Annotated in this window: 18 protein-coding genes; 8 read left to right on the top strand and 10 right to left on the bottom strand. The window is 73.8% G+C overall.

Features of this window, described 5'->3' with window-relative positions; translation table 11 throughout:
- Positions 1-54 precede the first annotated feature (54 nt).
- Together ACPOLB_RS10345 and ACPOLB_RS10340 are read left to right on the top strand one after the other, a co-directional pair.
- Entirely contained in the window at positions 55-2538 is a 2484-nt protein-coding gene (locus ACPOLB_RS10345) for a protein kinase domain-containing protein (protein WP_425261271.1), read from the top strand.
- 168 nt (positions 2539-2706) lie between these two features.
- Entirely contained in the window at positions 2707-3069 is a 363-nt protein-coding gene (locus ACPOLB_RS10340; protein ID WP_425261269.1) for a hypothetical protein, read from the top strand.
- Positions 3070-3095: 26 nt separating this feature from the next.
- Here the strand turns inward: ACPOLB_RS10340 and ACPOLB_RS10335 are convergent, their stop codons facing one another.
- The 4 genes from ACPOLB_RS10335 to ACPOLB_RS10320 all read right to left on the bottom strand — a co-directional run bounded on the left by ACPOLB_RS10335 (position 3096) and on the right by ACPOLB_RS10320 (position 9200).
- Positions 3096-4442, bottom strand: a complete 1347-nt coding sequence (locus ACPOLB_RS10335) for an NAD(P)H-dependent oxidoreductase (RefSeq protein WP_425261268.1) — start codon at positions 4440-4442, stop codon at positions 3096-3098.
- Positions 4439-5320: a phytanoyl-CoA dioxygenase family protein gene (locus ACPOLB_RS10330; RefSeq protein WP_425261267.1), complete on the bottom strand. Its 882-nt coding sequence runs from the start codon at positions 5318-5320 to the stop codon at positions 4439-4441. Before ACPOLB_RS10330 ends, ACPOLB_RS10335 begins: the two co-directional genes overlap by 4 nt.
- Complete coding sequence (locus ACPOLB_RS10325; RefSeq protein ID WP_425261266.1) at positions 5317-6009, bottom strand: GntR family transcriptional regulator; 693 nt, start codon at positions 6007-6009, stop codon at positions 5317-5319. Before ACPOLB_RS10325 ends, ACPOLB_RS10330 begins: the two co-directional genes overlap by 4 nt.
- A gap of 92 nt (positions 6010-6101) precedes the next feature.
- The gene (locus tag ACPOLB_RS10320) at positions 6102-9200 is read right to left on the bottom strand and encodes a PAS domain-containing protein (RefSeq protein WP_425261265.1); all 3099 of its coding nucleotides are present in this window, start codon (positions 9198-9200) and stop codon (positions 6102-6104) included.
- A 199-nt stretch (positions 9201-9399) separates the two neighbouring features.
- Here ACPOLB_RS10320 and ACPOLB_RS10315 point away from each other — a divergent pair, with 199 nt between their 5' ends.
- The gene (locus tag ACPOLB_RS10315; RefSeq protein ID WP_425261264.1) at positions 9400-13104 is read left to right on the top strand and encodes a Dyp-type peroxidase; all 3705 of its coding nucleotides are present in this window, start codon (positions 9400-9402) and stop codon (positions 13102-13104) included.
- Here the strand turns inward: ACPOLB_RS10315 and ACPOLB_RS10310 are convergent.
- The 6 genes from ACPOLB_RS10310 to ACPOLB_RS10285 form a co-directional block, all read right to left on the bottom strand.
- A complete protein-coding gene (locus ACPOLB_RS10310; RefSeq protein WP_425261263.1) occupies positions 13085-16168 on the bottom strand; it encodes an ATP-binding protein in 3084 nt (1027 codons plus the stop codon). The two genes, ACPOLB_RS10315 and ACPOLB_RS10310, sit on opposite strands and share 20 nt — an antisense overlap.
- Before the next feature lie 168 nt (positions 16169-16336).
- Complete coding sequence (hutF, locus tag ACPOLB_RS10305; RefSeq protein ID WP_425261262.1) at positions 16337-17716, bottom strand: formimidoylglutamate deiminase; 1380 nt, start codon at positions 17714-17716, stop codon at positions 16337-16339.
- Entirely contained in the window at positions 17713-18513 is an 801-nt protein-coding gene (gene hutG, locus ACPOLB_RS10300) for an N-formylglutamate deformylase (protein ID WP_425261261.1), read from the bottom strand. Before hutG ends, hutF begins: the two co-directional genes overlap by 4 nt.
- A complete protein-coding gene (hutI, locus tag ACPOLB_RS10295) occupies positions 18504-19706 on the bottom strand; it encodes an imidazolonepropionase (RefSeq protein WP_425261260.1) in 1203 nt (400 codons plus the stop codon). Before hutI ends, hutG begins: the two co-directional genes overlap by 10 nt.
- A 10-nt stretch (positions 19707-19716) precedes the next feature.
- Entirely contained in the window at positions 19717-20217 is a 501-nt protein-coding gene (locus ACPOLB_RS10290; RefSeq protein WP_425261259.1) for a HutD family protein, read from the bottom strand.
- On the bottom strand, positions 20214-20942 hold the full coding sequence (locus ACPOLB_RS10285; RefSeq protein ID WP_425261258.1) for a UTRA domain-containing protein: 729 nt from the start codon (positions 20940-20942) through the stop codon (positions 20214-20216). The genes ACPOLB_RS10290 and ACPOLB_RS10285 overlap by 4 nt, the downstream gene beginning before the upstream one ends.
- A 74-nt stretch (positions 20943-21016) precedes the next feature.
- On the opposite strand from ACPOLB_RS10285, the gene hutU reads away from it, so the two are divergent.
- The 5 genes from hutU to ACPOLB_RS10260 are packed head-to-tail and all read left to right on the top strand — an operon-like array spanning position 21017 to position 26910.
- Positions 21017-22705: a urocanate hydratase gene (gene hutU, locus ACPOLB_RS10280; protein ID WP_425261257.1), complete on the top strand. Its 1689-nt coding sequence runs from the start codon at positions 21017-21019 to the stop codon at positions 22703-22705.
- Positions 22705-24315 (top strand): histidine ammonia-lyase, encoded by a 1611-nt coding sequence (gene hutH, locus ACPOLB_RS10275; RefSeq protein ID WP_425261256.1) that lies wholly within the window; start codon positions 22705-22707, stop codon positions 24313-24315. Before hutU ends, hutH begins: the two co-directional genes overlap by 1 nt.
- A 50-nt stretch (positions 24316-24365) precedes the next feature.
- Complete coding sequence (locus ACPOLB_RS10270) at positions 24366-25310, top strand: ABC transporter substrate-binding protein (RefSeq protein WP_425261255.1); 945 nt, start codon at positions 24366-24368, stop codon at positions 25308-25310.
- Positions 25311-25317: 7 nt separating this feature from the next.
- Positions 25318-26097 carry an ABC transporter permease gene (locus ACPOLB_RS10265; RefSeq protein WP_425261254.1) on the top strand — a complete coding sequence of 260 codons (780 nt, stop codon included), beginning with the start codon at positions 25318-25320 and terminating at the stop codon, positions 26095-26097.
- A 15-nt stretch (positions 26098-26112) separates the two neighbouring features.
- Positions 26113-26910: an ABC transporter ATP-binding protein gene (locus tag ACPOLB_RS10260; protein ID WP_425261253.1), complete on the top strand. Its 798-nt coding sequence runs from the start codon at positions 26113-26115 to the stop codon at positions 26908-26910.
- The last annotated feature ends 6 nt before the right edge of the window (positions 26911-26916 follow it).

The following is a 26916-nucleotide window of genomic DNA, read 5'->3' as shown; positions in this document are numbered from 1 at the left end:
GGCGACGATTGTGGCGAGCGTCGGGCCTGACGGACAGCCTGCCGGGCAGCCCGCATGGACATTCGCCGCGTCGACCCCGACACTGCACCGGTGACGCAGGCCCCGACCCCTGACCCCCAACGCCACCCGGCCGATGACCCCGACGCCACCGTCGTGCGGCCCGGCCGCACCGGACCGCAGCGGCGGCCGCGGCTGGCGGCGGCACCTGGCTCCGCCGTCCACCGCGACCGCGATCCCGACGCCACCGTCATCATCCGCACGCGGCTGCTGCCCGGGCCGGTGCCGCGCACCGGTCCTGCCGGCGACCCTGCCAGCGACCCCGACGCCACCGTGCTGCAGGCCGCGGCTCCGCCGCCCCGGCCCGACAGGCCGCTGCCCCAGGCCCCGCCGCTGGCGCTGCCGGCGGGCTTCCGGCTGCACGAATACCGCATCGACCGCGTGCTCGGCCAGGGCGGGTTCGGCATCACCTACCTCGCCACCGACGTCAACCTGCACGCGCGCGTGGCGATCAAGGAATACCTGCCGGAGGAGATCGCCTTCCGCGCCGGCGACCGCAGCGTCAGCCCCAACGCCAGCCGCCACCGCGACCGCTACCGCGCCGGCATGGACAGCTTCCTGGCCGAGGCGCGCACGCTGGCCAGCTTCCGCCACCCGGCGCTGGTGCGCGTGGCGCGTTTCTTCGAGGCCCACCGCACCGCCTACATGGTGCTGGAGTACGAACGCGGCGAGCCGCTGAAGACCTGGTGGCCGCAGCACCGCGACATCGGCGAGAAGGGGCTGGTCGAGCTGCTGCTGCCGCTGTGCGAGGGCCTGGCCGTGGTCCACGCCGCCGGCGTGCTGCACCGCGACATCAAGCCCGACAACATCCAGGTGCGCGCCGACGACGGCCGGCTGGTGCTGCTGGACTTCGGCTCCGCCGGGCAGGTGGTGGCGGTGGCCGACCAGTCGGCGGTGGTGGTGACGCCGGGCTATGCGCCCATCGAGCAGTACGGCCTGGGCCGGCAGGGGCCCTGGACCGACGTCTACGCGCTGGCGGCCACGCTGTACTGGTGCGTCACCGGGGCCAAGCCGCCCGACGCCGAACTGCGCGCGGTGAACCCGTCGTCGTACCGGCCGGCGGCGCAGACGCCGGGCACCGGCTACGGCGAGGCCTTCCTGCGCGCCATCGACGCCGGGCTCGCCACCGACCCCGCGCAGCGGCCGCAGGACATCGTCGACTTCCGCCGCGCGCTCTTTGCCGACCACCTGGCCAGCCTGAACCTGCAGGATGCGCTGAAGAAGGGCGACACCGTCATCGACGGCGACGCCCATGCGCCGCTGCACGTGCGCTGGGCCTTGCGCGGCCAGCGCGCGCTGCTGGCCGTGCTGCACCCGCCGCAGTGGCCGCTGGCGCTGAAGATGACGCTGGCGATGCTCGCCACCGCGCTGCTGCCGATGCTGGTGACGGCGGCCTACAACCTGCGCGGCAGCACCGAGGCCGTGACCGCGGCCGAGCTGCGCAACGTGGAGCAGGTGGCGCACGGCACCGCGGGCCGCCTGTCGCAGTTCATCACCAGCAGCCGCCACCTGGCGCGCGGCCTCGCCAGCGACGCCGACTTCGCTGCCGCGTTCGCCGGGCCCGCGGCAGGTGGCACGGCCGCAGCGCTGCAGCCCAAGCTCGCGCGGCTGGTGCAGGCCAACCCCGACGTGCAGCGCATCGTGCTGGTCGACGCCGCAGGCCGGCCCGTGGCCGCCAGCGACGACGCGGCGCAGGGCGACGTCGCCGCAGAGCGCTACTTCGTCGAGGCGCTGCAGGGCCGCACGCAGGTCAGCGGCCTGCTGCTGCCGCCCGGGGCGTGGCTGCCGGTGCTCGTGGTGGCCGAGCCGGTGGCCGCGCCCGACGGCAGCGTGCCGGGCGTGCTGGTGCTGCACATGCGCGGCAGCTCGGTGGTGGCGATCCTCGACGAGGTGCGCCACGACTCGGCGCTGACGCCCTTTCTCGTCGACCGTGACGGCGTGCTGCTGCACCACCTGCACGAAGACCTGGTGTTCCAGAGCCTGGAGCCGCTGCCGGCGGCCCGGCAGGCGGCGTTGCGCGCCGAGCGCCGCTTCGGCCGCGACAGCATCGCCAGCATCGGCGAGACGGCGCTGGCGGCCGCGATGCGCAACGCGCAGACCACCGGCAGCGTCAGCTACGTCTCGGCGCTGGACCGGCAACCGCAGATCGCCGGCTACGCGCCCGTGACCGCACACGAATGGGTGGTGGGCGTGAGCCAGTCGCGCACCGCGTTCGAGGCACCGCTGGCGCTGCTGTACCAGCACCTGCTGTGGAGCGTGGGCCTGGTGGGCCTGCTGTTCGCCGGCCTGGCGCTGCGCTTCGCGCGCGGCATCGTGCAGCCCATCCGCAGCCTGACGCAGGCCGCCGATGCGCTGAAGGCCGGCGACTTCGACGGCGCCCGCGTGGAGGTGCGGCGCCGCGACGAGATCGGCCAGCTCGCCCGCACCTTCAGCGTGATGATCGACGTGCTGCGCCAGCGCGAACGCGAGCGCAGGCGCTGAGCGGAACCCGGCTTGCCCTTCCGGTTGTTTCCTGTTGAAATGTGCAAAGAGCACAGTTAAAGGACAGGAGACACCCATGTCATGGCCGACGCGAGGCGGGCGCGCCGCCGGCCCCGGTGTATCAGCGGCCGGGCTGCGGCCTCGGTGTGGGGCCCACCGATGCTGCCCATGAGCCCCCAGCCCGCCGACACCCTCCTGCTGCGCCGCCTGCTGCAGCGCCTGTCCGACCGTGCGGTGCCGCAGCCACCGCGCTGGCAGTGCCGGCGCGCCGGCTACACGGTCGCGCTGGAACTGCGACAGCAGCCCGGGGGCGCCGTGCTGGAAGGGCGCGTCGCCGGGCGCCACGACGCGGTGGCGATCGAACTCGCGCGCAGCGACCGGCCTGGCGCACCCAGCCGGCTGGTGTCGGTGGACGTGCAGGGCCGCTTCCGCATCGACCGCCTGCGACCGGCGCACTACCGGCTGGTGCTGCGCAACTGGGACGACGCCGTGCCGCTGCGTTGCGTGGACCTGCGGCGCGCGCCGGTCTGACGCGCGCCGGGCCCGTCGGATGCGGCTCAGGGGGCGAACATGGCTTCCATCTCGCGCCGCACGCGGTAGGCGTGCGTGGTGGTGTCCATCGCCACGTCGTCCCAGCTGAGGCTCTGGCCCTGCCGCACCGGCCGCAGCAGCTTCACGTTGTGCGCCAGGCCCAGCGGCAGGCCGCCGATGCGCCGCGAGGTGGCGGCCGGCAGCAGCTTGCCCCAGACGGTGTAGCCGCCTTCGCCGTCGAGCACCTCGCCCGGCGCCAGGTCGCGCTTGGCGGTGGCCACGACGTCGGCATGCCAGCAGGTGGCCGCGCCGTTGGCCTCGCCGCGCAGCGCGATGCTGGCCACCGAGTAGCCCACCTCCAGCCCGATCAGGTGCCAGCGCTTGTACAGCGTGAAGTAGCGGCCCGTGGGGTCGGTGTGGGCGTTGTACTCCTCGAAGCAGTTGCGGATGTAGTCGGTCTCGCCTTCGACCGTGACCCACACGCCCATGCGGATGTCGTAGGGGATCTTGCGGCCGTTGGCTTCCAGGCTGGAGATCACCTCGACCATGCCCTTGTGTTCGAGCACGCCGCCTTCGCTGATGGGGCGCGTGACGAACGGGATGTCCTCCACGCTCGCCGGCGGGTACAGCAGGCCGTTGCTGGGCACCGCCAGCCCGGTGGCGTTGGCCACCGCCGTGCTCTCGATGCTGGGCTTGCTGCCGTCGAGGAAGCTGTTGAACATCTTCGGGTTCAGGCCGCCGCGACTGGCCTGCTCGGGGCTCAGGCCGTAGTAGCCCCACACGGTGTCGGGCGTGCTCTGCGCGAAGTGCGGAAGCCACTTGTGGCCGCGGCCGGCGGCCACCACCGGGAAGCCGCAGGTGCGGGCCCAGTCCACCAGGTCGCAGATCAGCGCCGGCTGGTCGCCGAAGGCCAGCGAATACACGACGCCCGCGGCCTCGGCCTTGCGCGCCAGCAGCGGGCCGCAGAAGGCGTCGGCCTCGACCGTGACGTTGACGACGTGCTTGCCGTGCGCGAAGGCCTCCAGGCAGTGGTCGACCGCGGCCACCGGCGAGCCGGTGCATTCCACGATGACGTCGATGGCCGGGTGGCGCACCAGCGCGCGCCAGTCCTCGCCCACGTGGGTGTTGCCGTCGCGCAGCGCGGCGTCGAGGCTGGCCGCCTGCACGCGCTGCGGCTCCCAGCCCACGCGTTCGAGGTTGCGGCAGGCGGCCTCGGGGCTGAGGTCGGCGATGCCCAGCAGGTGCACGCCCGGCGTGCGCGGGATCTGCGCCAGGTACATGCTGCCGAACTTGCCGGCGCCGATGAGGCCGACGCGGATCGGCCGGCCCTCGGCGGCGCGCTGCTGCAGCTGGCGGTGCAGGCTGCTCTTCATGCGGCCTCCCGGGGCTGGTCGATCACGTCCATCGAGGTCGCGAGCGCGCTGCCCGGCATGCCGCCGGCCCAGGGCAGGTCGACCGGGCAGGGGCGCGTCAGGCAGTCGTCGGGCAGGCAGCGGATGGGCGTGAAGTCGCGGTGCGCGATGTACTCGGGCCGCTTGAAGCGGCGGATGTGGTTGCTGACCGCGCACAGGCTCAGGTAGACGCTGACGCGGTTCCAGGGGCTGAGGTTGGCGCTGCTGGCGTGCACCAGGCAGGAATGGAACAGGATCATCGAACCCGCGGGGCCGGTGGGGGAGACGATGCCGCCTTGCTTGCCGCCCGCACGTTCGACCAGCTGCGCGATCAGCGCGTTGTCCACCGTCCACAGCGGATAGCTGGTGGTGGTGAGGTCGTGCTTCGCGTCGACCACGCCCTTCCTGTGGCTGCCCGGGATGAACATCAGCGGCCCGTTGTACGGGTTCACGTCGTCCAGGAAGATGGCGACGTTCATGGCACGCTCGGTCGGCATCAGGTCGTCGTTCTTCCAGGTGCCGTAGTCCTGGTGCCACTGCCAGACGTCGCCCTCGAAGGCCATCTTGCCGTTGATCTTGAACTGGTGCATGTAGAGCTCTTCGCCGAAGAGGTCCATCACCGGCTCGACCATGCGCGGGTGCCGCGCCAGCTTCGCGAAGGGCTCGCTGTAGAGGTGCGCGGCGAAGTTGGTGCGCACCGCGTCGCTGCCCTTCTCGCGCACGTTGTAGGCCTCGCGGCGCGCGTACAGCGCCGGCACGGCGGCGTTCAGCGTGGCGGTCTCCTCGGGCGTGAACAGCCCGGGGAAGAAGAGGTAGCCGTCGCGGTCGAACCGCTGCAGCTGCTCCGGGGTGAGTTTCATGCGCTGTCTCCTTGGGAATGTGCGGGGGGCGGCGGGGTGGGTGCCAGCCGCTCGGCCAGGTGGTTGCTGGCGCTGCTGGCGTGGGTGGCCGCGGCGGCCGCGGCGGCGTCGGGGTCGCCACGCGCCACGGCGGTGGCGATGGCGTCGTGTTCGTCCCACACCGGGCGGCGCGCGCGCGAGCTCTGCAGCACGGCGCCCATCGCGCGCCGGATGTGGGCCCAGTGCGTCTCGGCGCTGCGCGCGATGAACGGGTTGCCGCTGGCCGCATAGAGCGCACGGTGGAAGGCGACGTCGGCTTCCAGCAGCGCGGCCACGTCGCTGCCCGTGCTGGCGCGGCGGCCGTCGCGCAGCAGTGCCGGCGGCAGCGCCGCGCGGCGCTCGGCGGCCAGCCGCGCGGCCAGGGCGTCGAGCGCACCGCGCACCTGGTAGGTGTGCACCAGCGCCGCGCTGTCCAGCAGCGCCACGCGCAGACCGCGGCCCGGCGCGTCTTCGACCAGCCCTTCCTTCTTCAGCAGCCGCAGCGCCTGCAGCACCGGCTGGCGCGACACCGCCAGCCGCGCCGCCAGGTCTTCCTGCGTGATGCGCTCGCCCGGCGCCAGCGCGCCGCTGCTGATGGCCGCCAGCAGCGCCTGGTACGCCTGGTCGACGAGATCGGGCGCGGTTTCCAGGCGGTGCAGGGTGGCGGGCATGGTCTGTACTCTGTATACAGAGTCTGCGGCCGATCGGCCGTCGGCGGTCCCCGGGGCAACCCGGGTGCGCACCCGGCTGTGGCGCCGCGGCGCTACAGGCGCCGGCCCAGCAGCGTGCCCAGGCTGTCCAGGAAGTGCGTGAACTCGATCGGCTTGGTCCAGTAGTCGACGAAGCCTGCGGCGCGCGCGGCGGCGACGTCGGCCGGCGTGGCGTTGGCCGACAGCACGACGCAGCGGATGTCCGCCGTGCGCGGGTCGGCGCGCAGTGCCTGCAGCACCGCATGGCCGTCCATGTCGGGCAGCTGCATGTCCACCAGGATCAGCGTGGGCTGCAGTGCCTGCGCGCGGGCGACGCCGCTGGCGCCGTCGGTGGCGATCTCCAGCGCCACGCCCGGCCGCGCGGCCAGCAGTTCCTGCACCAGCAGGGCGTTCACCGGGTTGTCCTCGATGTAGAGCAGCTGCGCGCGCTGCGCGGCGGCGGCCGCGGCCGCAGCCGCGTGCGCCGCGGGTGGCGTGGCGGCGTGCTCCGTGGCATCGGCCGTGCCGGCGGCGGCGGCCGCGCCGCCGTCGGCCGCCGGCAGCAGCACGCTGAACACGCTGCCCTCGCCGGGCGTGCTGCGCGCCTGCACCTGCCCGCCCATGTGCTCGACCAGCACCTTCACGATCGCCAGTCCGATGCCGCTGCCTTCCACGTCGCCGTGTTCGGCACCCAGGCGGTTGAAGGGCTCGAAGGCGTCCTCCAGTTGCTGCGGCGCGATGCCGATGCCGGTGTCGGCCACGTGCAGCGCGACCATCGCGCCCTGCAGCGTGCTGTGCACGCGCACCAGGCCGCCGGGGCGGTTGAACTTGATGGCGTTGGTGAGCAGGTTGATCAGCACCTGGCGCAGCCGCACCGGGTCGGCCAGCACGCGGCCGGGCAGGGCGCCGCTGTGCAGCTGCACCTGGCGCAGCTGCGCCTCGGCGGCCACCAGCGGCAGCGTCGCGGGCACGAAGTCGGCGCAGGCCAGCGTCTGCTGCGCCAGGCGCAGCACGCCGGCCTCGGCGCGCGAGAGTTCCAGCACGTCGTCGATCAGCGCCAGCAGGTGGCGCCCGGCGTCGTCGATGTGCGCCAGCCAGCGCTGGCGGCGTTCGCGGGCCTCGGCGCTGTCGTCGCCGCTGCCGCGCAGCAGCTGCGTGAAGCCGAGCACCGCGTTCAGCGGCGTGCGCAGCTCGTGGCTGATGCGCGACATCGCCTGCGACTTGGCCTGGCTCTCGGCCACCGCCAGCGCCCGCTCCTGGAGCGCCTGCGCCGCCACGTGCGACTCGGTGCTGTCCCAGTTGACGCCGATGCGCCGCTCCTCGCGGCCCTGGGCGTCGAGCAGCGGCGCCGAGAACGAGGTGATCCAGCGCTCGCGCCCGTCGGGCAGCACGACGCGGAAGCTGGTCTGCCACGACTGGCCGTTGTGCACGCGCGTGCGGTGCCAGGCCACCACCGCGTCGCGGTCGTCGGGGTGCAGGCAGGCGATGGCTTCCTCGGGCGTGACGCGGCGGCGTTCCGACGTGATGCCGCGCAGGCGGAACATCTGCGCATCCCAGATCGCGGTGTCGCCGCTGTTGTCCATCTCCCAGCTGCCCAGACCGAGCGCGCGTGTCGTGAGCGTCATGCGCTCGACGGTGTCGCGCAGCTGGCGCAGCGTCTGCTGCTGCTCGGTGATGTCGAGCACCACGCCTTCGGCGCGGCGCAGCGGCGGGTCGCCCTGGCGCGTGATGACGCCGCGCACCACCAGCCAGCGCAGCGCGCCGTCGGCGGGCCGCACGACGCGGAACTCGCACTCCAGCGAGCCGTCGCCGCGGTGCCACCAGTCCAGAGCCTGCGCGCGCACGCGGGCCAGGTCGTCGGCATGCACGCAGCGGTCGAGCCAGTCGGTCAGGCGCAGCGGGCCTTGCGCCGGGTCCAGGCCGAACAGCGCGAACATGCGGGCGTTCCAGCGCGGGAGCGCGCTGCCGGGCTCGGTGGTCCACAGCCCGATGCGCGCGGCCTCGGCCGCCGCCTCCAGCCGGCGCGCGGCGTCCAGCGCGCGGCGGCTGCCTTCCACCTGGGCCGTCACGTCGAGCATCACGCCGACGAAGCCCACCGGCGTGCCGTCGGCGCTGCGCTGCAGCGCGCGCCGCAGCAGCACCTGGCGCAGCCCGCCAGGATGCTCGTAGCGCAGCTGCATGTCGCTGGGCGCGCCGGTGCGCAGCGTCAGCCGCGCCGAGGCGTCGGCCTGCGGGCGGTCGTCGGGGTGGATGCGGGCGCGCGCCTCTTCGAGCGTGAAGCCCTCGGGGCGCCAGGGCAGGCCGATGATCTCGCAGCCGCGCGCGTCGAGCACCAGCCGTTCGGTGACGAGGTCGAAGCGCCACAGCGCGATGTGCCCCAGGTCCAGCGCCACCTGCAGCTCGGTGCGCAGCTGCTCGGCGCGGTTGGCCAGCTCGTGCACCTCGGTGTCGTCGATGTTCACGCCCAGCACGCGCTGCGGCTGCCCGGCGGCGTCGTGGAACACCTTCCACTGCGTGTGCACGTGCCGCACCTGCCCGTCGGGGCGGCGGATGCGCACGCGCTGGCTGTGCGGGCCCGGGCGCCGCAGCGTGTCGCTGAAGGCGCCGTCGCGGCGGTCGGTGTCGAAGATCATCGACGCCGTCACGCCATAGGGCGGCGATGGCGCGCCGGCCGGCGGCTCGGGCAGGCCCCAGATGCGGTACATGTGCGCGTCCCAGCGTCCCCGCATCGTGACCGGGTCGCGCTCGAAGACGCCGATGCGGCCGAACTCCTGCACCAGCTCGAGACGCTCCTGCAGCGCGGCGATCTGCGCGCGCAGCGTGGCGGCCTCGGTGTCGCCGGGCTGGCCGGCAGCCGGCGCCGCGGGCTCGGCGGAGAGGGCCCGCAGGCCTTCCGCAGCTGGCTCGGCACCGGCATCGGCCAGCCGCAGCTGCCAGGCAGCGCCCGGGTCCGCCAGCGCCACCGGGTCGCCGGCCGTCAGCCGCTGCAGGGCCGCGTCGCCGAGCCACTGCGCCAGCGCCGCCCCCGCCGCGGCCGGCGGCGTGAACAGGCGCGCGAACGCCGCATTGCACCAGTGCAGGCGGCCGTCGCCGGCCAGCAGTGCCAGCGGCGACGGCGCGGCCGCCAGTGCTGTCAGCAAGGCATCCGGCGTCGGGGAGGGCAGTGGCGGCACGGTGCGGTCGGATGCGCAGATCGGGTGATGGCGCAGTCTAGACCGCCTGCACGACGCCGCCGCCTCGGGGTCGATCCTCAGTTCACCCGATGGCGCTCCGGCAGGCAGCCGCTAGTCTGTAACACGTCCGTTACCGGCGCGATGTCCCCGGCTCCATGTCGCGGGAACGACGTCCGGACCGGCATCGGAGGAATCACCCATGACCGTCTCGTTCGGCAGCACGCAGCTGCGCGGCATCACCAACCTCGCCGTGCTGGCGCCCGTGCGCGACGGCTTCGTGCCGGGCTTCGAGAGCATCAGCTACGTCGAGCGCCTGCACCGGCTGCTGAAGGCGCTGAACAACGCCCGCCTGTACACCCGCGAAGCCGCGCCCGCGCGCTCGCCCTTCGCCGACACCATCGGCCGCTTCGGCATCATCCACAGCTTCCGCTATGCCATCACGCCGCGCTACGGCGAAGGCGCCAGCGGCGAAGGGCCGCACCAGCTGTCGCTCAACGTCACCTTCGACGGCGGGTGGGAGCCCTACATGCGCGTGATCTACCGCGACATCGGGCCGCTGCTCGACGCCTTGTTCTGCCACAACCCCGACTACCCCGGCTCGCGCAGCAGCAGCTTCGCCGAGTACAGCGCCTGGGTGCGCAGGAACGAGCTGTCCGACGGGCTCTTCTACGCCGACTCGGCGATGACGCTGGGCGACAAGGCCTACCTCGAGGAGCTGGAACGCGTGCAGCGCGAGAGCCGCGACCCGCGCGCGGCCGACCGCGCGATCGCCGGCCTGTCGGTCGCCGCGCAGGCCGAGGTGGCGCGGCGCGCGCTGCAGGAAGCGCGGCGCGACCCGCTGACCGCCGCGGCGGTCTCGCTGCGCACGCTGAAGGGCCTGTACCGGCTGGCCGCCATGTTCCCGGCCAACACGCGGCGTGACGACCTCGTGCTGCTGCGCTTCGCGCACAGCCTGCTGCAGGAGTTCCGCACGCTCGACGGCGAAGGCCTGTTCCTGGACCCGCGGCTGGCGCCGCTGCAGCAGGCCTTCCGCGACGAGCTGGCCTGGTTCCGACAGCCCGACACGGTGCCGCCCGTGCCGGCGCCGCCGGCCTTCACGCCGAAGCTGCCACAAGGCGGCATCGTGCAGGGCTACGCAGGCATGACCCACGGTGCGCTGGTGCTGATGCAGGTGACCGACGCCGCCGCGGCGCGCCGCTGGCTGAAGAAGCTGGCGCTCAGCCGCGACGGCGAGGCCCCCGTGGGCGGCGTGGCACGCAACCTGGCCTGCACCTACGCCGGGCTGCAGGCGCTGGGCGTGCATGCGCAGTGGCTCGACGCGCTGCCGCAGGAATTCGCCGACGGCATGGAAGCGCGTGCCGGCCTGCTGGGCGACGTGCGCGGCAACCACCCCGACAACTGGCAGCGCCCGCTGCGCAACTGGCCGCCCGTGGTGCCGCCGCGCACCGACCAGGTCGATCTCTCCACCGTGCACCTGGTGCTGGTGCTGCGGCTGGCCGACGCGGGCACCGACAGCCCCGACCTGCATCCGGAGCTGGCGGCCGAGGTGCAGCAGGCCGCGGCCGCCGGCACCGGCGTCGCGGTGCTGAGCGTGCAGCCCATGCGCAGCTGGCGCCAGCCCCTGCCCGGCCCGGTGCCGGGCGGCAGTGTCGCGCGCGGCCACTTCGGATTCGTCGACGGGCTGAGCCAGCCGCTGCCGCAGCGGCTGGTGCCCGGCCAGCCGCGCGGGCCCGACGCCGTGCCGCTGGGCGAGGTGCTGCTGGGCCACCCGAACGACCGCGACGACCCGCGGCGCCTGCCGCCGCCGAACGCGCTTCTGGACAACGGCAGCTTCCTGGTGGTGCGCAAGCTGCGCCAGCGCGTCGACGTGCTCGACCGCGTGCTCGACCAGCAGACGCGGCAGCTGGCCCCCAACAGTGCCGCCGCGCACGCGCTGCAGCGCCCGCTGCTGGAGACCATGATGGGCCGGCGCCAGGACGGCTCGGCCCTGGTGCTGCCGCCCGGCGACCTGCGCAACGACTTCGACTACCAGGCCGACCCGCAGGGCCGGGCGTGCCCGTTCCAGTCGCACGTGCGGCGCATGCACCCGCGCGACGGCCGGCCCTACACGCCGCGCGTGGTGCGGCGCGGCATGTCCTACGGCCCGCAGGTGCGGTCGCCGCTGGACCTGGAGGCCGAACGCGGCCTGGTCTTCATGGCCTATTGCGCGAGCATCGCCGAGCAGTTCGAGCTGCTGCAGCGCTGGGTCGCCGGCGGCAACAGCTCGGGCGTGTCGTCGGCGCAGGCCGACCCGCTGCTTGGCGTGCCCGAACCCGGCGAACGCCGCACCTTCCGCTTCGTCGACGCACAGGGCGAGGTGCAGCGCGTCGACCTCGGCGACCAGGCCTTCGTGGCGCTGCAGTGGGGGCTGTACCTGTTCGCGCCGTCGCTGAAGGCGGTGCGCGCCCTCGACAAGTTCACGGCACCGCCCCCGGTGCCCCGGACCGTGGCCGGCCCGGTCGGCGCGCGTGCGGGCACACGCGCAGGAACGCGTGGCGGTGCGCCGGCCGGTGCGTCAGCCAGCGCGCCGGCCGAGGACCCGGAGATCGCGGCGTGGCGCGAGCGGCTCGACGCACCGACGGCCGAGCGCGCAGACGCGCCGTGGCGGGTGGTGCGCGACGTGCACGGCGGCGCGCAGGCCACCGCGTTCGGCCTGCTGGTGGGCGGTGCCTCGCAGGTGCAGCAGGTGCTGCAGGACGACGGCCGGCGGTTTTCCGTGGCCGGCTACGGCGATCGCATGACGCAGTCGATCGGCGCGGGCTACCTGGGGGTGGACGCCCACGTCGCAACGGCCGAGCGCCAGGTGGCCGACGTCGTGAACCCGTTGATCGAGGCCGTCTCCGAGGCCGAGGCCTTCATGGCCGCACGCAAGACCGCCGAGGCCGTGCTGGCGCGCTTCATCCAGCTCACGCAGGCGCTGCCCAGCGAAGGCGGCAAGGTGGCGGTGGACCTGCTGAGCCTGAGCGAGAACGTGCTCGCGGCGCTGTGCACCCGCTGGTTCGGCCTGCCCGAGCCGGTGCCGCCGAACCCACCGACGCCGCCGCTGATGGTGCCGGGCGGCCGCAGTGCCAGTGGCGCGGCGCTGCCGGCGCGCTGCCCGGGCCACCTGCTGACGACCTCGCGCTACGTGTTCTCGCCACACCCCAACGACACCGTCGCGCAGCAGGGCCCGGAGCAGGGCGCGGCCGTGCGCGAGGCGTTCGCGGCGCTGCTGCGGCAGCCGCAGCCGCCACTGGGCCGGCTGGGCACGGCCATCCGCGACGCGCTGGACCAGGCGGCGCTGCCGGGCGCCGCGCCCGACCTGCTGGAGCGCACGCTGGCCGGCACGATGCTGGGCTTTCCGCCCACGGTGCACGGCAACTTCGTGCGCGTGGTGGGACGCTGGATCGACGACCGCAGCCTGTGGACGCTGCAGCAGCAGCTGGCCGACGCCCGCGCGGCGCAAGCCGCGCCGGCACCGCCCCCGGCGGACCCGCAGGCCGCCGCGCAGGCCCGCCTGCAGGCCGCACTGCAGCGCGCGCAGGCGGTGCTGGGCACGCCGCTGCTGCAGACCATGGCACGGCGCCCCGTGCCCGAGATGGTGTGGCGCACCGCGGCGCCCGGGGCCAGCGTCGGCGGCGAGGCGCCCACCGATCCGGCGCGCCGCGTGGTGGTGGGCCTGGCCTCGGCGTTGGCCGACGGCGGCGATCCGATGCTGATGTTCGGCGGCGACCGCCGGGCCGGCACGCCGCCGCCGCACGCCTGCCCGGGCTACGCGATGGCCACCGGCGTGCTGCTGGGCGTGCTGAGCGCGCTGCTGGAAGCCGGCACGCTGCGGCCCACCGGCTCGGCGATCCAGCTCACGCTCATCCCGCCCGCGAACTAGCCTCGGCCAGCAGCGCGCCCGCCTGGTCCAGGTGCCAGGGCATCTGCATCGCGTCGAAGGCGGTCAGCGCCTGCTGCGCCAGCGCGGCGGCGGCTGCGCGCTGGCCCAGGCCGAGCCGGCAGCGTGCTGCGCACAGCAGCGTGGCCGCGGCTTCGTGGGCGCTGTCGCGGCGCTGCGCGGTGCGCTGCGCCAGCGCCAGGTAGCGCTGCATCGCGGCCTCGCCGCGCGGGCCCTGCGCCGCGACGCTGGTGGCCAGCGCGCGGTAGGCCATCGCCACGCCCACCAGGTCGTCTTCGCGTGCACGCGCGAGCGCCTGCGCAGCGGCATGGCGCACGCCGGCGTGGTCGCCTAAAGCGGCGTGGCCGTCGGCCAGCCAGCCGTGGTTCAGCGAGCGGTACAGGTTGCCCTGGCTCGGCTGCAGCCAGGCCGTGGCGTCGGCGATCGACTGCAGCGCCGCCGGCTCGCCGTGCAGCATCCAGCGCGCGTAGCCCGCCATCGCGCGCGCGATCGACAGCTGGAACAGGCTGCGCGTGGCCGCCGCGCTGTGCGCCGAGGCTTCGGCCGCGTCCAGCGCGTCGTGCCAGCGCCCCTGCCACAGCAGCACCGCGGCGCGCCAGCCGTGGATGGTGGTGCCGATCTCGTGGGTCACCCCCACCAGGCACTGCATGGCCTCGTCGAAGCAGGCGTGGGCGTTGGCGAACTCGCCGCGGTCTCCCAGCACGTAGCCGCGGCAGACCAGCGAGAACGCCAGCCCCACGGCCGTGCGCCGGCCGCTGCGGTGCTGGCGCTTGATGGCGATGGCCTCGTCCAGCAGCGCCAGCGCGCGCGGGTAGTGCGCGGCGGCCGTGTGCGCCTGTCCCAGCGTGGCCTGGATCTGCACCAGCAGCGGGTTGTCGCCGGCGCGCAGCGCGGCGTCGTGGGCGGCCTCGCAGTGCGCGATGGCGGCGCGCGCATGGCCCAGCGAGTAGTTCATGAAGCCCAGCCAGTAGCGCGTGCGGGCGATCGCGGTGTCGTCGCCGCCGGCGGTGGCCAGGCGCACCGCGCGTTCGAACAGCGGCAGGTCGCTGCGCGAGGCGTCGAACACGCACACCAGCGCCAGGCGCTGCGCGATCGCCACCCACAGCCGGTCGCGTGCGGGCGTGGCCGGCAGGCGGTCCAGCGCCGCAAGCGCGGCGCGGTACTGGGCCTTGGCGCGGTCGAGCGCCGAGGCCGCGACGGCCTTGTCGCCCGCGGCTTCGGCGTACTGGGCGGCGTGCGTGGGGTCGCCGCCGGCCTCGAAGTGGTAGGCCAGCGCCTCCAGGCTCTCGTCGCGCGCGGCGCCCTGCAAGGCGGCGGCGATGCGCAGGTGCAGCGCGCGCCGCTCGTGCAGGCCCACCGAGTGGTAGATCACGTCGCGCGTGATGCCGTGCTTGAAGCGCAGCGTGCCGGCGCTGTCGCCGGGGAACAGGAAGTCCTGCTCGGCCAGCGCCCGCACCTCGGGGTCGTCTTCGCGGTGGCCGGTGAGGTGCTGCAGCAGCCAGGCCGGCACGACGTTGCCGACGATCGCCGCCGCGCGCACCACCGCAGCCTGCGCCGGCGGCAGGCGTTCCACGCGCGACTCGACCAGCGGGTTCATCCAGGCCGCGCCGGCGGGCATGCGGCCCACCTTGCGCAGCGTCTCGTCGTGCTGCGCCAGGTGGCACAGCTCTTCCAGGAACAACGGGTTGCCGCCGGCGTAGCGGTGGATCTCGCCGACGACGAACGGGTCGGCCTGCGGCAGCAGCCCGGTGATCGTGGCGCCGGCCTCGGCCTCGGTCAGCGGGGCCAGCTCGAGCACGCGATCGGCGCTGGCCGGCGCGTCGGCCATGCCGAAGCCGCGCGTGGCCAGCACCACCAGCAGCGGCTGGCCCTGCAGCGTGCGCAACGCGCGCAGCACCTGGTTGGACGCGTCGTCGGCCCACTGCCAGTCGTCGATGAACAGCACCTGCGGCCGCTGCCGCAGCAGCGCCGCGAACAGCGCGCACAGCGCCGCCACCGTCTGTTCGGGTGCTGGCCGAGGTGCTGTCTCCGTGGTGTCGGCGTCGGCCACCGACAGCAGGCGCAGCAGCTCGCCGCGCTGGGCCGCCAAGGCGGGGTCGATCGCTGCCAGCGCCGCGTCCACTGCGGCGGCGGCCTCGGCGGCCGGGGTGCCGTGCTGCAGGCCGACGAGTTGGCGCAGCATCTGCAGGAAGGGCTGCAAGGGCTCCGCGCCGAGGTAGCTTTCGCAGAAGCCGCGGTGCACCGCGCACTGGTGCGCGGCGGCCCGGCGCAGGAACTCCTCGGTCAGGCGCGTCTTGCCCAGGCCGGGTGCGGCGGCCACCACCGCCAGCTGCGGCGTGCCCTGCAGCGCCAGCTGCAGCTGCTCCTGGAGCGCCTGCAGTTCGGCCTGGCGGCCGACGAAGGGCGCGAAGCCGCGGCGCGCACGCGCCTCGAAGCGCGAGGCCACGGCAGCGCGCGCGCGCACCGTGTAGACGCGGATCGGCGCCTCGCGTCCCTTCACCAGCAGCGCGCGCGGCGGGCTGGTGTCGAAGTAGGCGGCGGCCGGGCCGAGGCTCTCGTCGCTGACCAGGATCTCGTGCGCCTCGGCAGCGTCGGACAGGCGCGACGCGATGTTGGGCACCGGCCCCAGCAGCTCGAAGCGCCCGCGTTCGATGTCGCCGGCTTCCAGCAGCACGAGCCCGGCGTGGATGCCGGTGTGCAGGCTCAGCGTGCGGCCGTCCGGCAGGGGCACCTCGGGGCGCAGCGCGGCCACGCGGGCGTGCAGGTCGAGTGCGGCCTCCACCGCGCGGCGGCCGTCGTCTTCCTGCGTCTGCGGGTGGCCGAACATCGCCAGCAGTCCGTCGCCCTGCACACGCACGACCACGCCGCCGTGGTGCGCGATGGTGTCCTGGTAGGCCCGGCGCAGCAGCGACAGCATCGCCGCGTAGTGCTCGGCTTCCATCGCCGCGGCCAGCGCGGTGGAGTCGGAGAGGTCGGAGAACAGCAGGGTGAGGTAGCGCCGACCCGGGTCGACCTGCAACGACGAAGCCTGCGTGTCAGCGCTCATGGGTTCTGGTCACTCTGTGGGGGCCGCGGCCGCCAGCGGGCGCTTGCAGTGCGGCACATCCCAACGATTCCGCCCTGTGCCGGCGAGTGTAGGGTCGGGTGGCAGCGCCTGCCTACGGTGGAGATCCGGGCCCGCGCGCTGCCGCGTCGCGGCCGTGCGACAGAGTGCTCACTGTGCCCACAGCTGGTGCATCACGGCGGCCGCGCGCCCGGCGCGGGCGGCGACGGCGGCGTCGTCGGGCCAGCGCCAGCGGCCGGCGACCAGCACCCGCGCAAACGGCCGTGCCGCAGCCGCGAACACGAGGCCGTCGAGCAGGTGGCTGGCCGGCAGGCCGGCCAGTCCGGGGCAGGAGGCGTCCAGCAGCAGCAGGTCGGCACGCGCGCCGGGCTCCAGGCCCCAGCGCGGCAGGCCGGCGGCGGCAGCGCCGCCCGCGCGCACGCGCTCGAACAGCCGGGCCGCGGTGGCGGGCTCGTGGCCGGGATCGGCGGCCACGTTGCGCTGGCGCAGCGCCAGGCGCTGGCCGTATTCGAGCCAGCGCAGTTCCTCGGGCCACGCACGCAGCACCTGGCTGTCCGAGCCCACCGACAGCGGCACGCCCGCGGCCAGCCAGCCCGGCAGGTCGGCCAGGCCGTCGCCCAGGTTGGCCTCGGTGCCCGGGCACAGCACGACGCCGGCACCGGCGCGTGCCACGGCGGCGATCTCGCCCGGCACGCTGTGCGTGGCGTGCACGAGCTGCCAGCGCGCGTCGAGCGGTGCGTGCCGCGCCAGCCAGTCGATCGGGCGGCAGCCGGTGGCGGCCAGGCAGTCGTCGACCTCGGCCGTCTGTTCGGCGACGTGGACGTGCAGCGGCCCGCTGCTGCGCTCGGCCAGCGCGACGATGGACGCCGGCCGCGCCGCGCGCAGCGAATGCACCGCCACGCCGGCCGTCACCAGCGCGCCCATGCCGGCGGCGGCGCGCTGCAGCGCCAGCACCTCGTCGGCGCTGGTGGCGAAGCGGCGCTGGTCGTCGCGCAGCGCCGGCTGCGTGAAGCCGGCGCGTTCGTACAGCACCGGCAGCAGCGTCAGGCCGATGCCGACCTCGGCCGCGGCATCGGCCAGCGCCTGCAGCATCGCGGCCGGATCGGCGTAGCGGCTGCCGTCTGGCGCGTGCTGCAGGTAGTGGAACTCGCAGACCTGCGTGTAGCCGCCGTCCAGCAGCTCGGCGTAGAGCTGCGCCGCCAGCGCGCGCAGCTGCGCCGGCGTGATGCGCAGCGCCACGCCGTACATGCGGTCGCGCCAGCTCCAGAAGTCGTCGTGTGCGCTGTCGCGGCGCTCGGCCAGGCCGACGAACGCACGCTGGAAGGCGTGGCTGTGCGCGTTCACCAGGCTGGGCAGCACCGGGCCGGGCAGCACCTCGGCACCGGGCGGTGCGGCGACACCGGCCCGCACCTCGGCCCACAGGCCGTCGGCGCCGGCGCGCAGCAGCACGCCGGCCTGCCAGCGGCCGCCGACCCAGGCCGCGGGTGCCCACAGCAGGGCCGGTGCGGCGGCGGTGCCCTGCACGCTCACGGCCGCCAGTCCAGCATCGCCTGCAGCAGCGCACGCAGCACCGGCTGCACGGCGGCTGCACGCTGCGCGTCGTACCGGTGCGGCGGTGTCATGTAGCAGTGCCAGCACATCTCCATCTGCACCGCGTGCCAGCCGTGCGCGGGCCGGCCGTAGTGGCGCGTGATGTGGCCGCCCTTGAAGCGGCCGTCGATCACATGGCTGAAGTGCGGACGCGCCGTGTGCGCGGCCAGCACCTCGGCGAAGCGCGCGCGCAGCGCCGGCGCGCAGCTGCTGCCGTTCGCGGTGCCCAGGTTCAGGTCGGGCAGCCGGCCCTCGAACAGCCACGGCAGCTCGGACTGGATGCTGTGGCCGTCGAACAGCAGCGCGTGCCCGTGTTCCTGCTGCATGCGCGCCAGCTCGGCGGCCAGCGTGTCGTGGTACGGGCGCCAGTAGGTGGCCACGCGCGCGGCCACCTCGGCGTCGTCCGGCGCCTGGCCCGCGCGGTACAGCGGCTCGCCGGTGAAGAAGCGCGTCGGGCAGAGCTCGGTGTTGTTGGCGCCCGGGTACATCGGCGTGTTCTCGGGCGGCCGGTTCAGGTCGACCACGTAGCGCGCGTGGCGCGGCACCAGCAGGCTCGCCCCCATCTCGACGACGAAGGCGTAGAGCTGGTCCAGATGCCAGTCGGCGTCCTCCACCTGCAGCGCGCGCGGCTGCAGGCGCTCGGCGATGTCCGGCGGGATGTGCGTGCCCACGTGGGGCAGGCTCACGAGCAGCGGCAGCGTGCCGCGGTGCAGGGTGTAGATGGCGCTCACAGACATTCCTCGCCCGCCACCACGACGCGGTGGCAGGGGTTGTGGCCGAAGCCGTAGGCCAGTTCGTTGGCCTGCGCGACGTTCCAGACCACGAAGTCGGCGCGCTGGCCGGGTGCCAGTGTGCCGCGGTCGCGCAGGCCGAGCGCACGCGCGCCGTGCACCGTCACGCCGCGCAGGGCTTCCTCGGGCGTCAGGCGGAAGAAGGTGCAGCCCATGTTCAGCATCAGCAGCAGCGACAGCCCGGGGCTGGAGCCGGGGTTGTGGTCGCTGGCCAGCGCGATCGGCACGCCGGCGTCGCGCAGCGCCTGCACCGGCGGCAGCCGCGTCTCGCGCAGGAAGTAGAACGCGCCCGGCAGCAGCACGGCCACGGTGCCGGCGGCGGCCATTGCGCGCACGCCGTCGTCGGACAGCCACTCCAGGTGGTCGCAGCTCAGCGCGCCGCTGCGCGCGGCCAGCGCCGCGCCGCCCTGGTCGCTGAGCTGCTCGGCGTGCAGCTTCACCGGCAGGCCGAGCGCGCGTGCGGCGTCGAACACGCGCTGCGTCTGCGCCGGGCTGAAGGCGATGCGCTCGCAGAAGGCGTCGACCGCATCCACCAGCCCTTGCTGCTGCAGCGCCGGCAGCCACTGGCAGACGGCGTCGATGTAGGCGTCGGCGCGGCCGTCGAACTCGGGCGGCAGCGCGTGCGCTGCCAGGCAGGTGGTGCGCACCGTCAGCGGCAACGCGGTGCCGAGCGCACGCGCCACGCGCAGGCAGCGTGCCTCGTGCTCCAGCGACAGGCCGTAGCCCGACTTCACCTCCAGCGTGGTCACGCCCTCGGCCATCAGCGCGCGCGCGCGCTGCGTGGCGCCGGCCAGCAGCGTGGCCTCGTCGGCAGCGCGTGTGGCCGCCACGGTGCTGCGGATGCCGCCGCCGGCACGGGCGATCTCCTCGTAGGTGGCGCCCTGCAGCCGCAGCTCGAACTCACGCGCGCGGTGGCCGCCGTAGACCAGGTGCGTGTGGCAGTCGACCAGGCCGGGCGTGACCAGCGCACCGCCGAGGTCGTGTTCGGCATCGACCTGCAGGTCGCGCGGCAGGTCGGCGTCGGGGCCGACCCAGGCCAGGCGCTCGCCCTGCACCACCATGGCGCCATGGTCGATGTCGCACCAGCCGGTGCCGGCCAGCGTGGTCAGGCGCGCGTGGCGCCACAGGGAGGTGGTCATGGTGGGGGACTCACGGCGCCACGCCCAGCCACAGGCTGTCGGCCGGGCCTTGCAGCGGCCCGGGCGGCAGGCCCCAGTGCAGCGTGTGCGTGGCCGGGTCGTAGCGGCCGCGCACGGGCCAGTCCTCGTCGAAGCGCGGGCCGTGGCGCAGCACGCCGCGCGCACCACCTTGCAGCATCAGGTTGAGGTCGCGCGTGGGGCCGTCGAGCAGCCGGCACCCGGGCGCCTCGACGCCGTCGAAGTGCACCGGCGCGTCGCCCAGGCGCTGCAGGTGCGCGCCGAGCGCGAGCTGCAGTTCCACGCCCGGGCCTTCGACCACCGCGAACCAGCGGTCGACGCCGGGGTAGGGCGAAAACGGCCCGTCGCGCGTGATGTCGGCCAGGCTCACCCGCACGCGCCAGCCTTCCACCGTGGGCCAGAACAGCAGGTCGCGCGCGAGGCCGCCGCCGTTCTTCCAGGGGGTGGCCGCGATGCAGTCGGCGACGATGGCGGCGGTGGCGATTTGCGTCATGGCTTGAAGCGCCCTTCGATGGTGTAGCGCTGCCCGGGGTGCACGAGGCGCGCGAGGGTGATGGGCCTGCCGCGGCTCTCGGTGCGGCGCACGACGACGAGGCAGGGATCGCCGGGGGCGACCTGCAGCAGCCGCGCCTCCTGCTCGGTGGGCGCGGCGGCCTCGATGCTGTACTGGCCCTCCCACTGCGGCACGCGCTGCAGCAGCAGGTGCGTGGGCGTGGTGGTCTGGAAGTCGGTGTCCAGGAAGTCGGGCGCCCAGGCCGGCACCACGTAGCGGTCTTCGCACTGCAGCGGCACGCCGTTGCAGCGGTGCAGCAGCAGCACGTGGAAGACCCGTGCGCCGGCCTTCAGGCCCAGGCGTGCGGCCAGCGCGGCGGGCGCGCGTTCCTCGCGGCACAGCTGCACCTCGGTGGTGTGCTGCTGGCCGCGTTCGACCAGCTCTTCGTGCAGGTCGCGGATGGCCAGCGGCGCCGCCAGCCGGTGCAGCGGTGCGGCGAAAGTGCCCACGCCCTGGGTGCGCTGCACCAGCCCGTCGGCCTGCAGCTCGCGCAGCGCGCGGTTCACCGTCATGCGGCTCACGCCGAACTGCGCCACCAGCTCCGATTCCGACGGCATCAGCGCGCCCGGCGCCCAGCGGCCGGCGGCCAGGCCGTCCTTCAGGAACTGCTTCACGCGGGCGTAGGGCGGGGTGGATGCCGGCGCCGCGGTGCTGGGGGAAACCATGCCGGTCATGCTACTTGCGTTCACTTGTCTAGACAAGTAGAGTGCGCCCATCGCACCGCCGGGGAGCTGCCGCCATGACCGACCTGTCCGCCATCCACACCACCGCGCAGCCCCGCCCGGTGCGCGCCCCGCGCGGCACCGAGATCGCATGCGCCAACTGGCTCATCGAGGCGGCCTACCGCATGCTGCAGAACAACCTCGACCCCGAGGTGGCCGAGAACCCCGACGCGCTGGTGGTCTACGGCGGCATCGGCAAGGCCGCGCGCAACTGGGACTGCTTCGAGGCCATCCTGGCCAGCCTGCGGCGGCTGCAGCCCGACGAGACGCTGCTGGTGCAGAGCGGCAAGCCGGTGGGCGTGTTCCGCACGCACGAGAACGCGCCGCGCGTGCTGATCGCCAACAGCAACCTGGTGCCGAAGTGGGCGACGTGGGAGCACTTCCACGAGCTCGACCGCAAGGGCCTGATGATGTACGGCCAGATGACGGCCGGCAGCTGGATCTACATCGGCAGCCAGGGCATCGTGCAGGGCACGTACGAGACCTTCGTCGAAGCCGGCAGGCAACACTACGGCGGTGATCTCGCCGGCCGCTGGATCCTCACCGCCGGCCTGGGCGGCATGGGCGGCGCGCAGCCGCTGGCGGCCACCTTCGCCGGTGCCGTGAGCCTGACGATCGAGTGCCAGCAGAGCCGCATCGACTTCCGCCTGCGCAGCCGCTACGTCGACGAGCAGGCCGCGGACCTGGACGACGCGCTGGCGCGCATTGCGCGCTACACGGCCGAGAAGCGCGCGGTGTCGATCGCGCTGCTGGGCAATGCCGCCGAGATCCTGCCCGCGCTGGTGCGCCGCGGCGTGCGGCCCGACCTCGTGACCGACCAGACCAGCGCACACGACCTCGTGCACGGCTACCTGCCCGCGGGCTGGAGCGTCGAGCGCTGGCGCGCCGCGCAGGCCGACGACACGCAGCACGCCACGCTGCGCGAGGCCGCCGCGCGCAGCTGCGCGCAGCACGTGCAGGCGATGCTCGACTTCCAGGCCATGGGCGTGCCCACGGTGGACTACGGCAACAACATCCGCCAGGTGGCGCTCGACGCCGGCGTCCGGAACGCCTTCGATTTCCCCGGCTTCGTGCCGGCCTACATCCGGCCACTGTTCTGCCGTGGCGTGGGCCCGTTCCGCTGGGTGGCGCTGAGCGGCGACCCGGAAGACATCCGCAAGACCGACGCGAAGATGAAGGAACTGTTCCCCGAGAACCGGCACCTGCACCGCTGGCTCGACATGGCCGGCGAGCGCATCGCGTTCCAGGGCCTGCCGGCGCGCATCTGCTGGATCGGCCTGGGCGAGCGCCACCGCGCCGGCCTGGCCTTCAACGCGATGGTGCGCTCGGGCGAGCTGAAGGCGCCGATCGTCATCGGCCGCGACCACCTCGACAGCGGCTCGGTGGCCAGCCCCAACCGCGAGACCGAGGCGATGCAGGACGGCAGCGACGCGGTGAGCGACTGGCCGCTGCTGAACGCGCTGCTGAACACCGCCGGCGGCGCCACCTGGGTCAGCCTGCACCACGGCGGCGGGGTCGGCATGGGCTACAGCCAGCACAGCGGTGTCGTCATCGTCTGCGACGGCACCGAGGCCGCCGCGCAGCGCATCGAACGCGTGCTCTGGAACGACCCCGGCACCGGCGTGATGCGCCATGCCGATGCCGGCTACGACATCGCGAAGGCCTGCGCGCAGGACCACGGCCTGAACCTGCCGATGGTGCGCTGATGCTGCTGCGACCGGGCGCGCTGAGCCTCGACGAACTGCAGGCCATCCACGCCGGCGGCCAGCCGCTGCTGATGGACCCGCGGGCGCTGCCCGGCATCCTGGCCAGCGCGGCGGTGGTGCGCGCCGCGGCCGAGGGCGACGCCGCGGTCTACGGCGTCAACACCGGCTTCGGCAAGCTGGCCAGCACGCGCATCAGCGAAGCCGACCTGGCCACGCTGCAGCTGAACCTGATCCGCAGCCACAGCGTGGGCGTGGGCGCGCCGCTGTCGCCGCCGGTGGTGCGGCTGATGCTGGCGACCAAGGCCGCGAGCCTGGCGCGCGGGCATTCGGGCGTGCGGCCGGTGGTCATCGACACGCTGCTGGCGGTGCACAACGCCGGTCTCGTGCCCTGGGTGCCGAGCCAGGGCAGCGTCGGCGCGTCGGGCGACCTCGCGCCGCTGTCGCACATGACGCTGGCGCTGCTGGGCGAAGGCGCGTTCCTCGTCGATGGCCAGCGCCGGCCCGCCGCCGAGGTGCTGCGCGCCCACGGCATCGCGCCGCTGGTGCTGAGCGCCAAGGAAGGGCTGGCGCTGATCAACGGCACGCAGACCAGCACGGCGCTGGCGCTGCACGCGCTGTTCGCGTTCGAGCCGGTGCTGGAAGCGGCACTGCTGATCGGCGCGCTGACGGTGGATGCCGCGCGCGGCAGCGACGGCCCGTTCGACCCGCGCATCCATGTGCTGCGCGGCCAGCCCGGGCAGATCGACGTGGCCCAGTACTACCGCCAGCTGCTGGCCGGCAGCGCCATCCGCGCGTCGCACCAGGATGGCGACGACCGCGTGCAGGACCCATACTGCCTGCGCTGCCAGCCGCAGGTGGTCGGCGCCTGCCTCGACCAGCTGCGCCACGCCGCGCTGGTGCTGCTGCGCGAAGCCAATGCCGTCACCGACAACCCGCTCGTCTTTGCCGAGGACGGCACCGCCGGATCCGGGTCTCCCGGTCCGGCGACGGCCCCCTCGGGGGGTGGCGACCGCAGGGAGACCGGGGGCACCATGATTTCTGGCGGCAACTTCCACGCCGAGCCCGTGGCGCTGGCGGCCGACGCGATGGCGTGTGCCATCGCCGAGGTCGGCGCCATCGCCGAGCGCCGCATCGCGATGCTGATCGACAGCAACGTCTCGCGGCTGCCGCCGTTCCTGACGGCCAACGCCGGGCTGAACAGCGGCTTCATGATCGCGCACGTCACCGCCGCGGCACTGGCCAGCGAGAACAAGAGCCTGGCGCACCCGGCCAGCGTCGACAGCCTGCCCACCAGCGCGAACCAGGAAGACCACGTCTCGATGGCCACCTTCGCGGCGCGCCGGCTGCAGCCGATGATCGACAACGTCGCGCACATCCTGGCCATCGAGTGGCTGGCCGCGGCACAGGGCATCGAGTTCCTGCGGCCGCTGCAGAGCTCGCCACCGCTGGAGGCGGCGCACGCGCTGCTGCGCGGCGACTGCCCCGCGATGGCGCAAGACCGCTACATCGCGCCCGACATCGAAGCCGCCGCGGCGCTGGTGCACGGCGGTGCGCTGGCGCGCATCTTGCGAACGCTGCCGGATCTGCCGGCGCTCTGGACACCGGCTTGATTCCCGCCTGCCCCACCCGTTTCCGCCCCGCCACACCACCGAGGAGCCCCATGAAGAAGACCCTGATCACCGTCGCCCTGTCCACCCTGGCCCTGGCCGCTGCGGCGCAGGAGACCAAGGTCGCCATCGGCATCTCCGGCTGGACCGGCTTCGCACCGTTGACGCTGGCCAAGGAAGCCGGTCTCTTCAAGAAGCACGGGCTGGACGTCAGCATCAAGAAGATCCCGCAGAAGGACCGCCACCTGGCGATCGCCAGCGGCGACATCCAGTGCGCGGCCACCACGGTCGAGACCTGGGTCGTCTGGAACGCCAACGGCGTGGCCACGACGCAGATCTTCCAGCTCGACAAAAGCTACGGCGCCGACGGCATGGTGGTCAAGCCCGGCATCACGAAGATCGCCGACCTGAAGGGCAAGACCGTGGCCGCCAGCGCGCCCGGCACGGCACCGTACTTCACGCTGGCCTGGATGCTGAAGAAGAACGGCCTGAGCCTGAAGGACGTGAAGATCGTGAACCTGGAGCCGCAGGCCGCGGCCAACGCGATGATCGCCGGCACCGCCGGCGTCGACGCCGCGATGACCTACGAGCCCTACCTGGGCGCGGTGCGTGCCAAGCCCGAGGCCGGCAAGATCATCGCCACCACGCTGGACTACCCGATGGTGATGGACACCTTCGGCTGCACGCCCGAGTTCCTGGCGAAGAACCCGGCGGCCGCGAAGGCGCTGGCCGACGGCTACTTCGACGCCGTGGCCATGATCAAGGCCGAGCCGAAGAAGAGCTTCGAGATCATGGGCGCCGACGTCAAGCAGACGGGCGAGGCCTTCGAGAAGAGCCAGGCCTACCTGCGCTGGCAGGACCGCGCCGCCAACCAGGCCTTCTTCGCCGGCGAGCACCTGGCGTTCAGCAAGGAGGCGGCCGAGCTGCTGCTGGAGGCCGGCATCATCCGGGCCATCCCCGACCTGAGCAAGCTGGCCGACACCAGATTCATCAAGTGACCGCGCCGTGAAGCCACTGGTTCCCGTGGCGCCGGGCACGCGTGTCGTGCTCGGCATCAGCTTCTTCGTGCTGTTCGTGGCCGTGTGGGCGGCGGCCACGTTCGGCGGCTTCGTCAGCAAGACCTTCCTCGCCGACCCCTGGACCATGCTGGTCAGCGGCCACACGCTGCTCACCGAGATGGGCTTCGGCTGGGACATCCTGTGGACGGTGTGGCGCGTGCTGGGCGGCTTCCTGATCGCCGCGGCCATCGCACTGCCGCTGGGCGTGGCGATGGGCGCCTACAAGCCGGTCGAGGCCTTCTTCGAGCCCTTCGTCAGCTTCGCGCGCTACCTGCCGGCCAGCGCCTTCATCCCGCTGCTGATCCTGTGGGCCGGCATCGGCGAAGCGCAGAAGCTGGCCGTCATCTTCATCGGCAGCTTCTTCCAGCTGGTGCTGATGATCGCGGTGACGGTGGGCAACACGCGGCGCGACCTGGTCGAGGCGGCCTACACGCTGGGTGTCTCGGACCGCGGCCTGATCCGTCGCGTGCTGATCCCCGGCGCCGCGCCCGAGATCGCCGAGACGCTGCGCATGGTGCTGGGCTGGGCCTGGACCTACGTCATCGTGGCCGAGCTGATCGGCGCATCCACCGGCATCGGCCACATGATCACCGACAGCCAGGCGCTGCTGGCCACCGACCAGATCATCTTCGGCATCATCGTCATCGGCCTCATCGGGCTGGTGAGCGACCTGCTGTTCAAGTGGGCCAACCGCCGGCTCTTCCCCTGGGCCCAGCTGGGGCGCTGAAGGACCACCCCCCCGATGCCCAACACCGTCCTCACCGTGCGCGGCGTCGAACGCCGCTTCGCGTCGGCCAGCGGCTCCACGCTGGCGCTGCAGGCCACCGACCTGGACGTCGCCGAGAACGACTTCATCACCATCCTGGGCCCCAGCGGCTGCGGCAAGAGCACGCTGCTGCGCATCGTCGCCGGCCTCGACACGCAGACCGCGGGCGAGGTGCTGCTCGATGGCCGCCGCATCAGCGGCCCCGGCGCCGACCGCGGCATGGTGTTCCAGAGCTACACGCTGTTCCCCTGGCTCACGGTGCTGGACAACGTGTGCTTCGGCCTGCGCGAACGCGGCCTGCCGCGTGCGCAGCAGCTGGAGATTGCCCACGGCTTCCTGGCCAAGGTGGGGTTGAAGGGCTTTGCCGGGCACCACCCGAAGCAGCTTTCGGGGGGCATGCAGCAGCGCACGGCGCTGGCGCGTGCGCTCGCCAACGACCCGCGCATGCTGCTGATGGACGAACCCTTCGGCGCGCTCGACCACCAGACGCGCGAGCTGATGCAGGAGCTGCTGCTCGGCATCTGGGAAGCACAGGCCAAGACCGTGCTGTTCGTCACCCACGACATCGACGAAGCCGTCTTCATGGGCAGCCGCGTGGTGGTGATGAGCGCGCGGCCCGGGCGCATCGTGCTCGACCGCCGCGTCGCGCTGCCGCACCCGCGCAGCTACGCGGTGAAGACCTCGCCGGCCTTCGTGGCGCTGAAGGCCGAGCTGACCGAAGCCGTGCGCGGCGAGGTGCTGCGCGCGCAGGCGGCGAACGAAGCCGCGGCGTAGCGCGGC

It is taken from the genome of Rubrivivax soli (assembly GCF_049810355.1).
Lineage (GTDB): Bacteria > Pseudomonadota > Gammaproteobacteria > Burkholderiales > Burkholderiaceae_C > Rubrivivax.
Note: the sequence above shows the minus strand (reverse complement) of the source record. Positions and strands in the feature narration are given on the sequence as shown.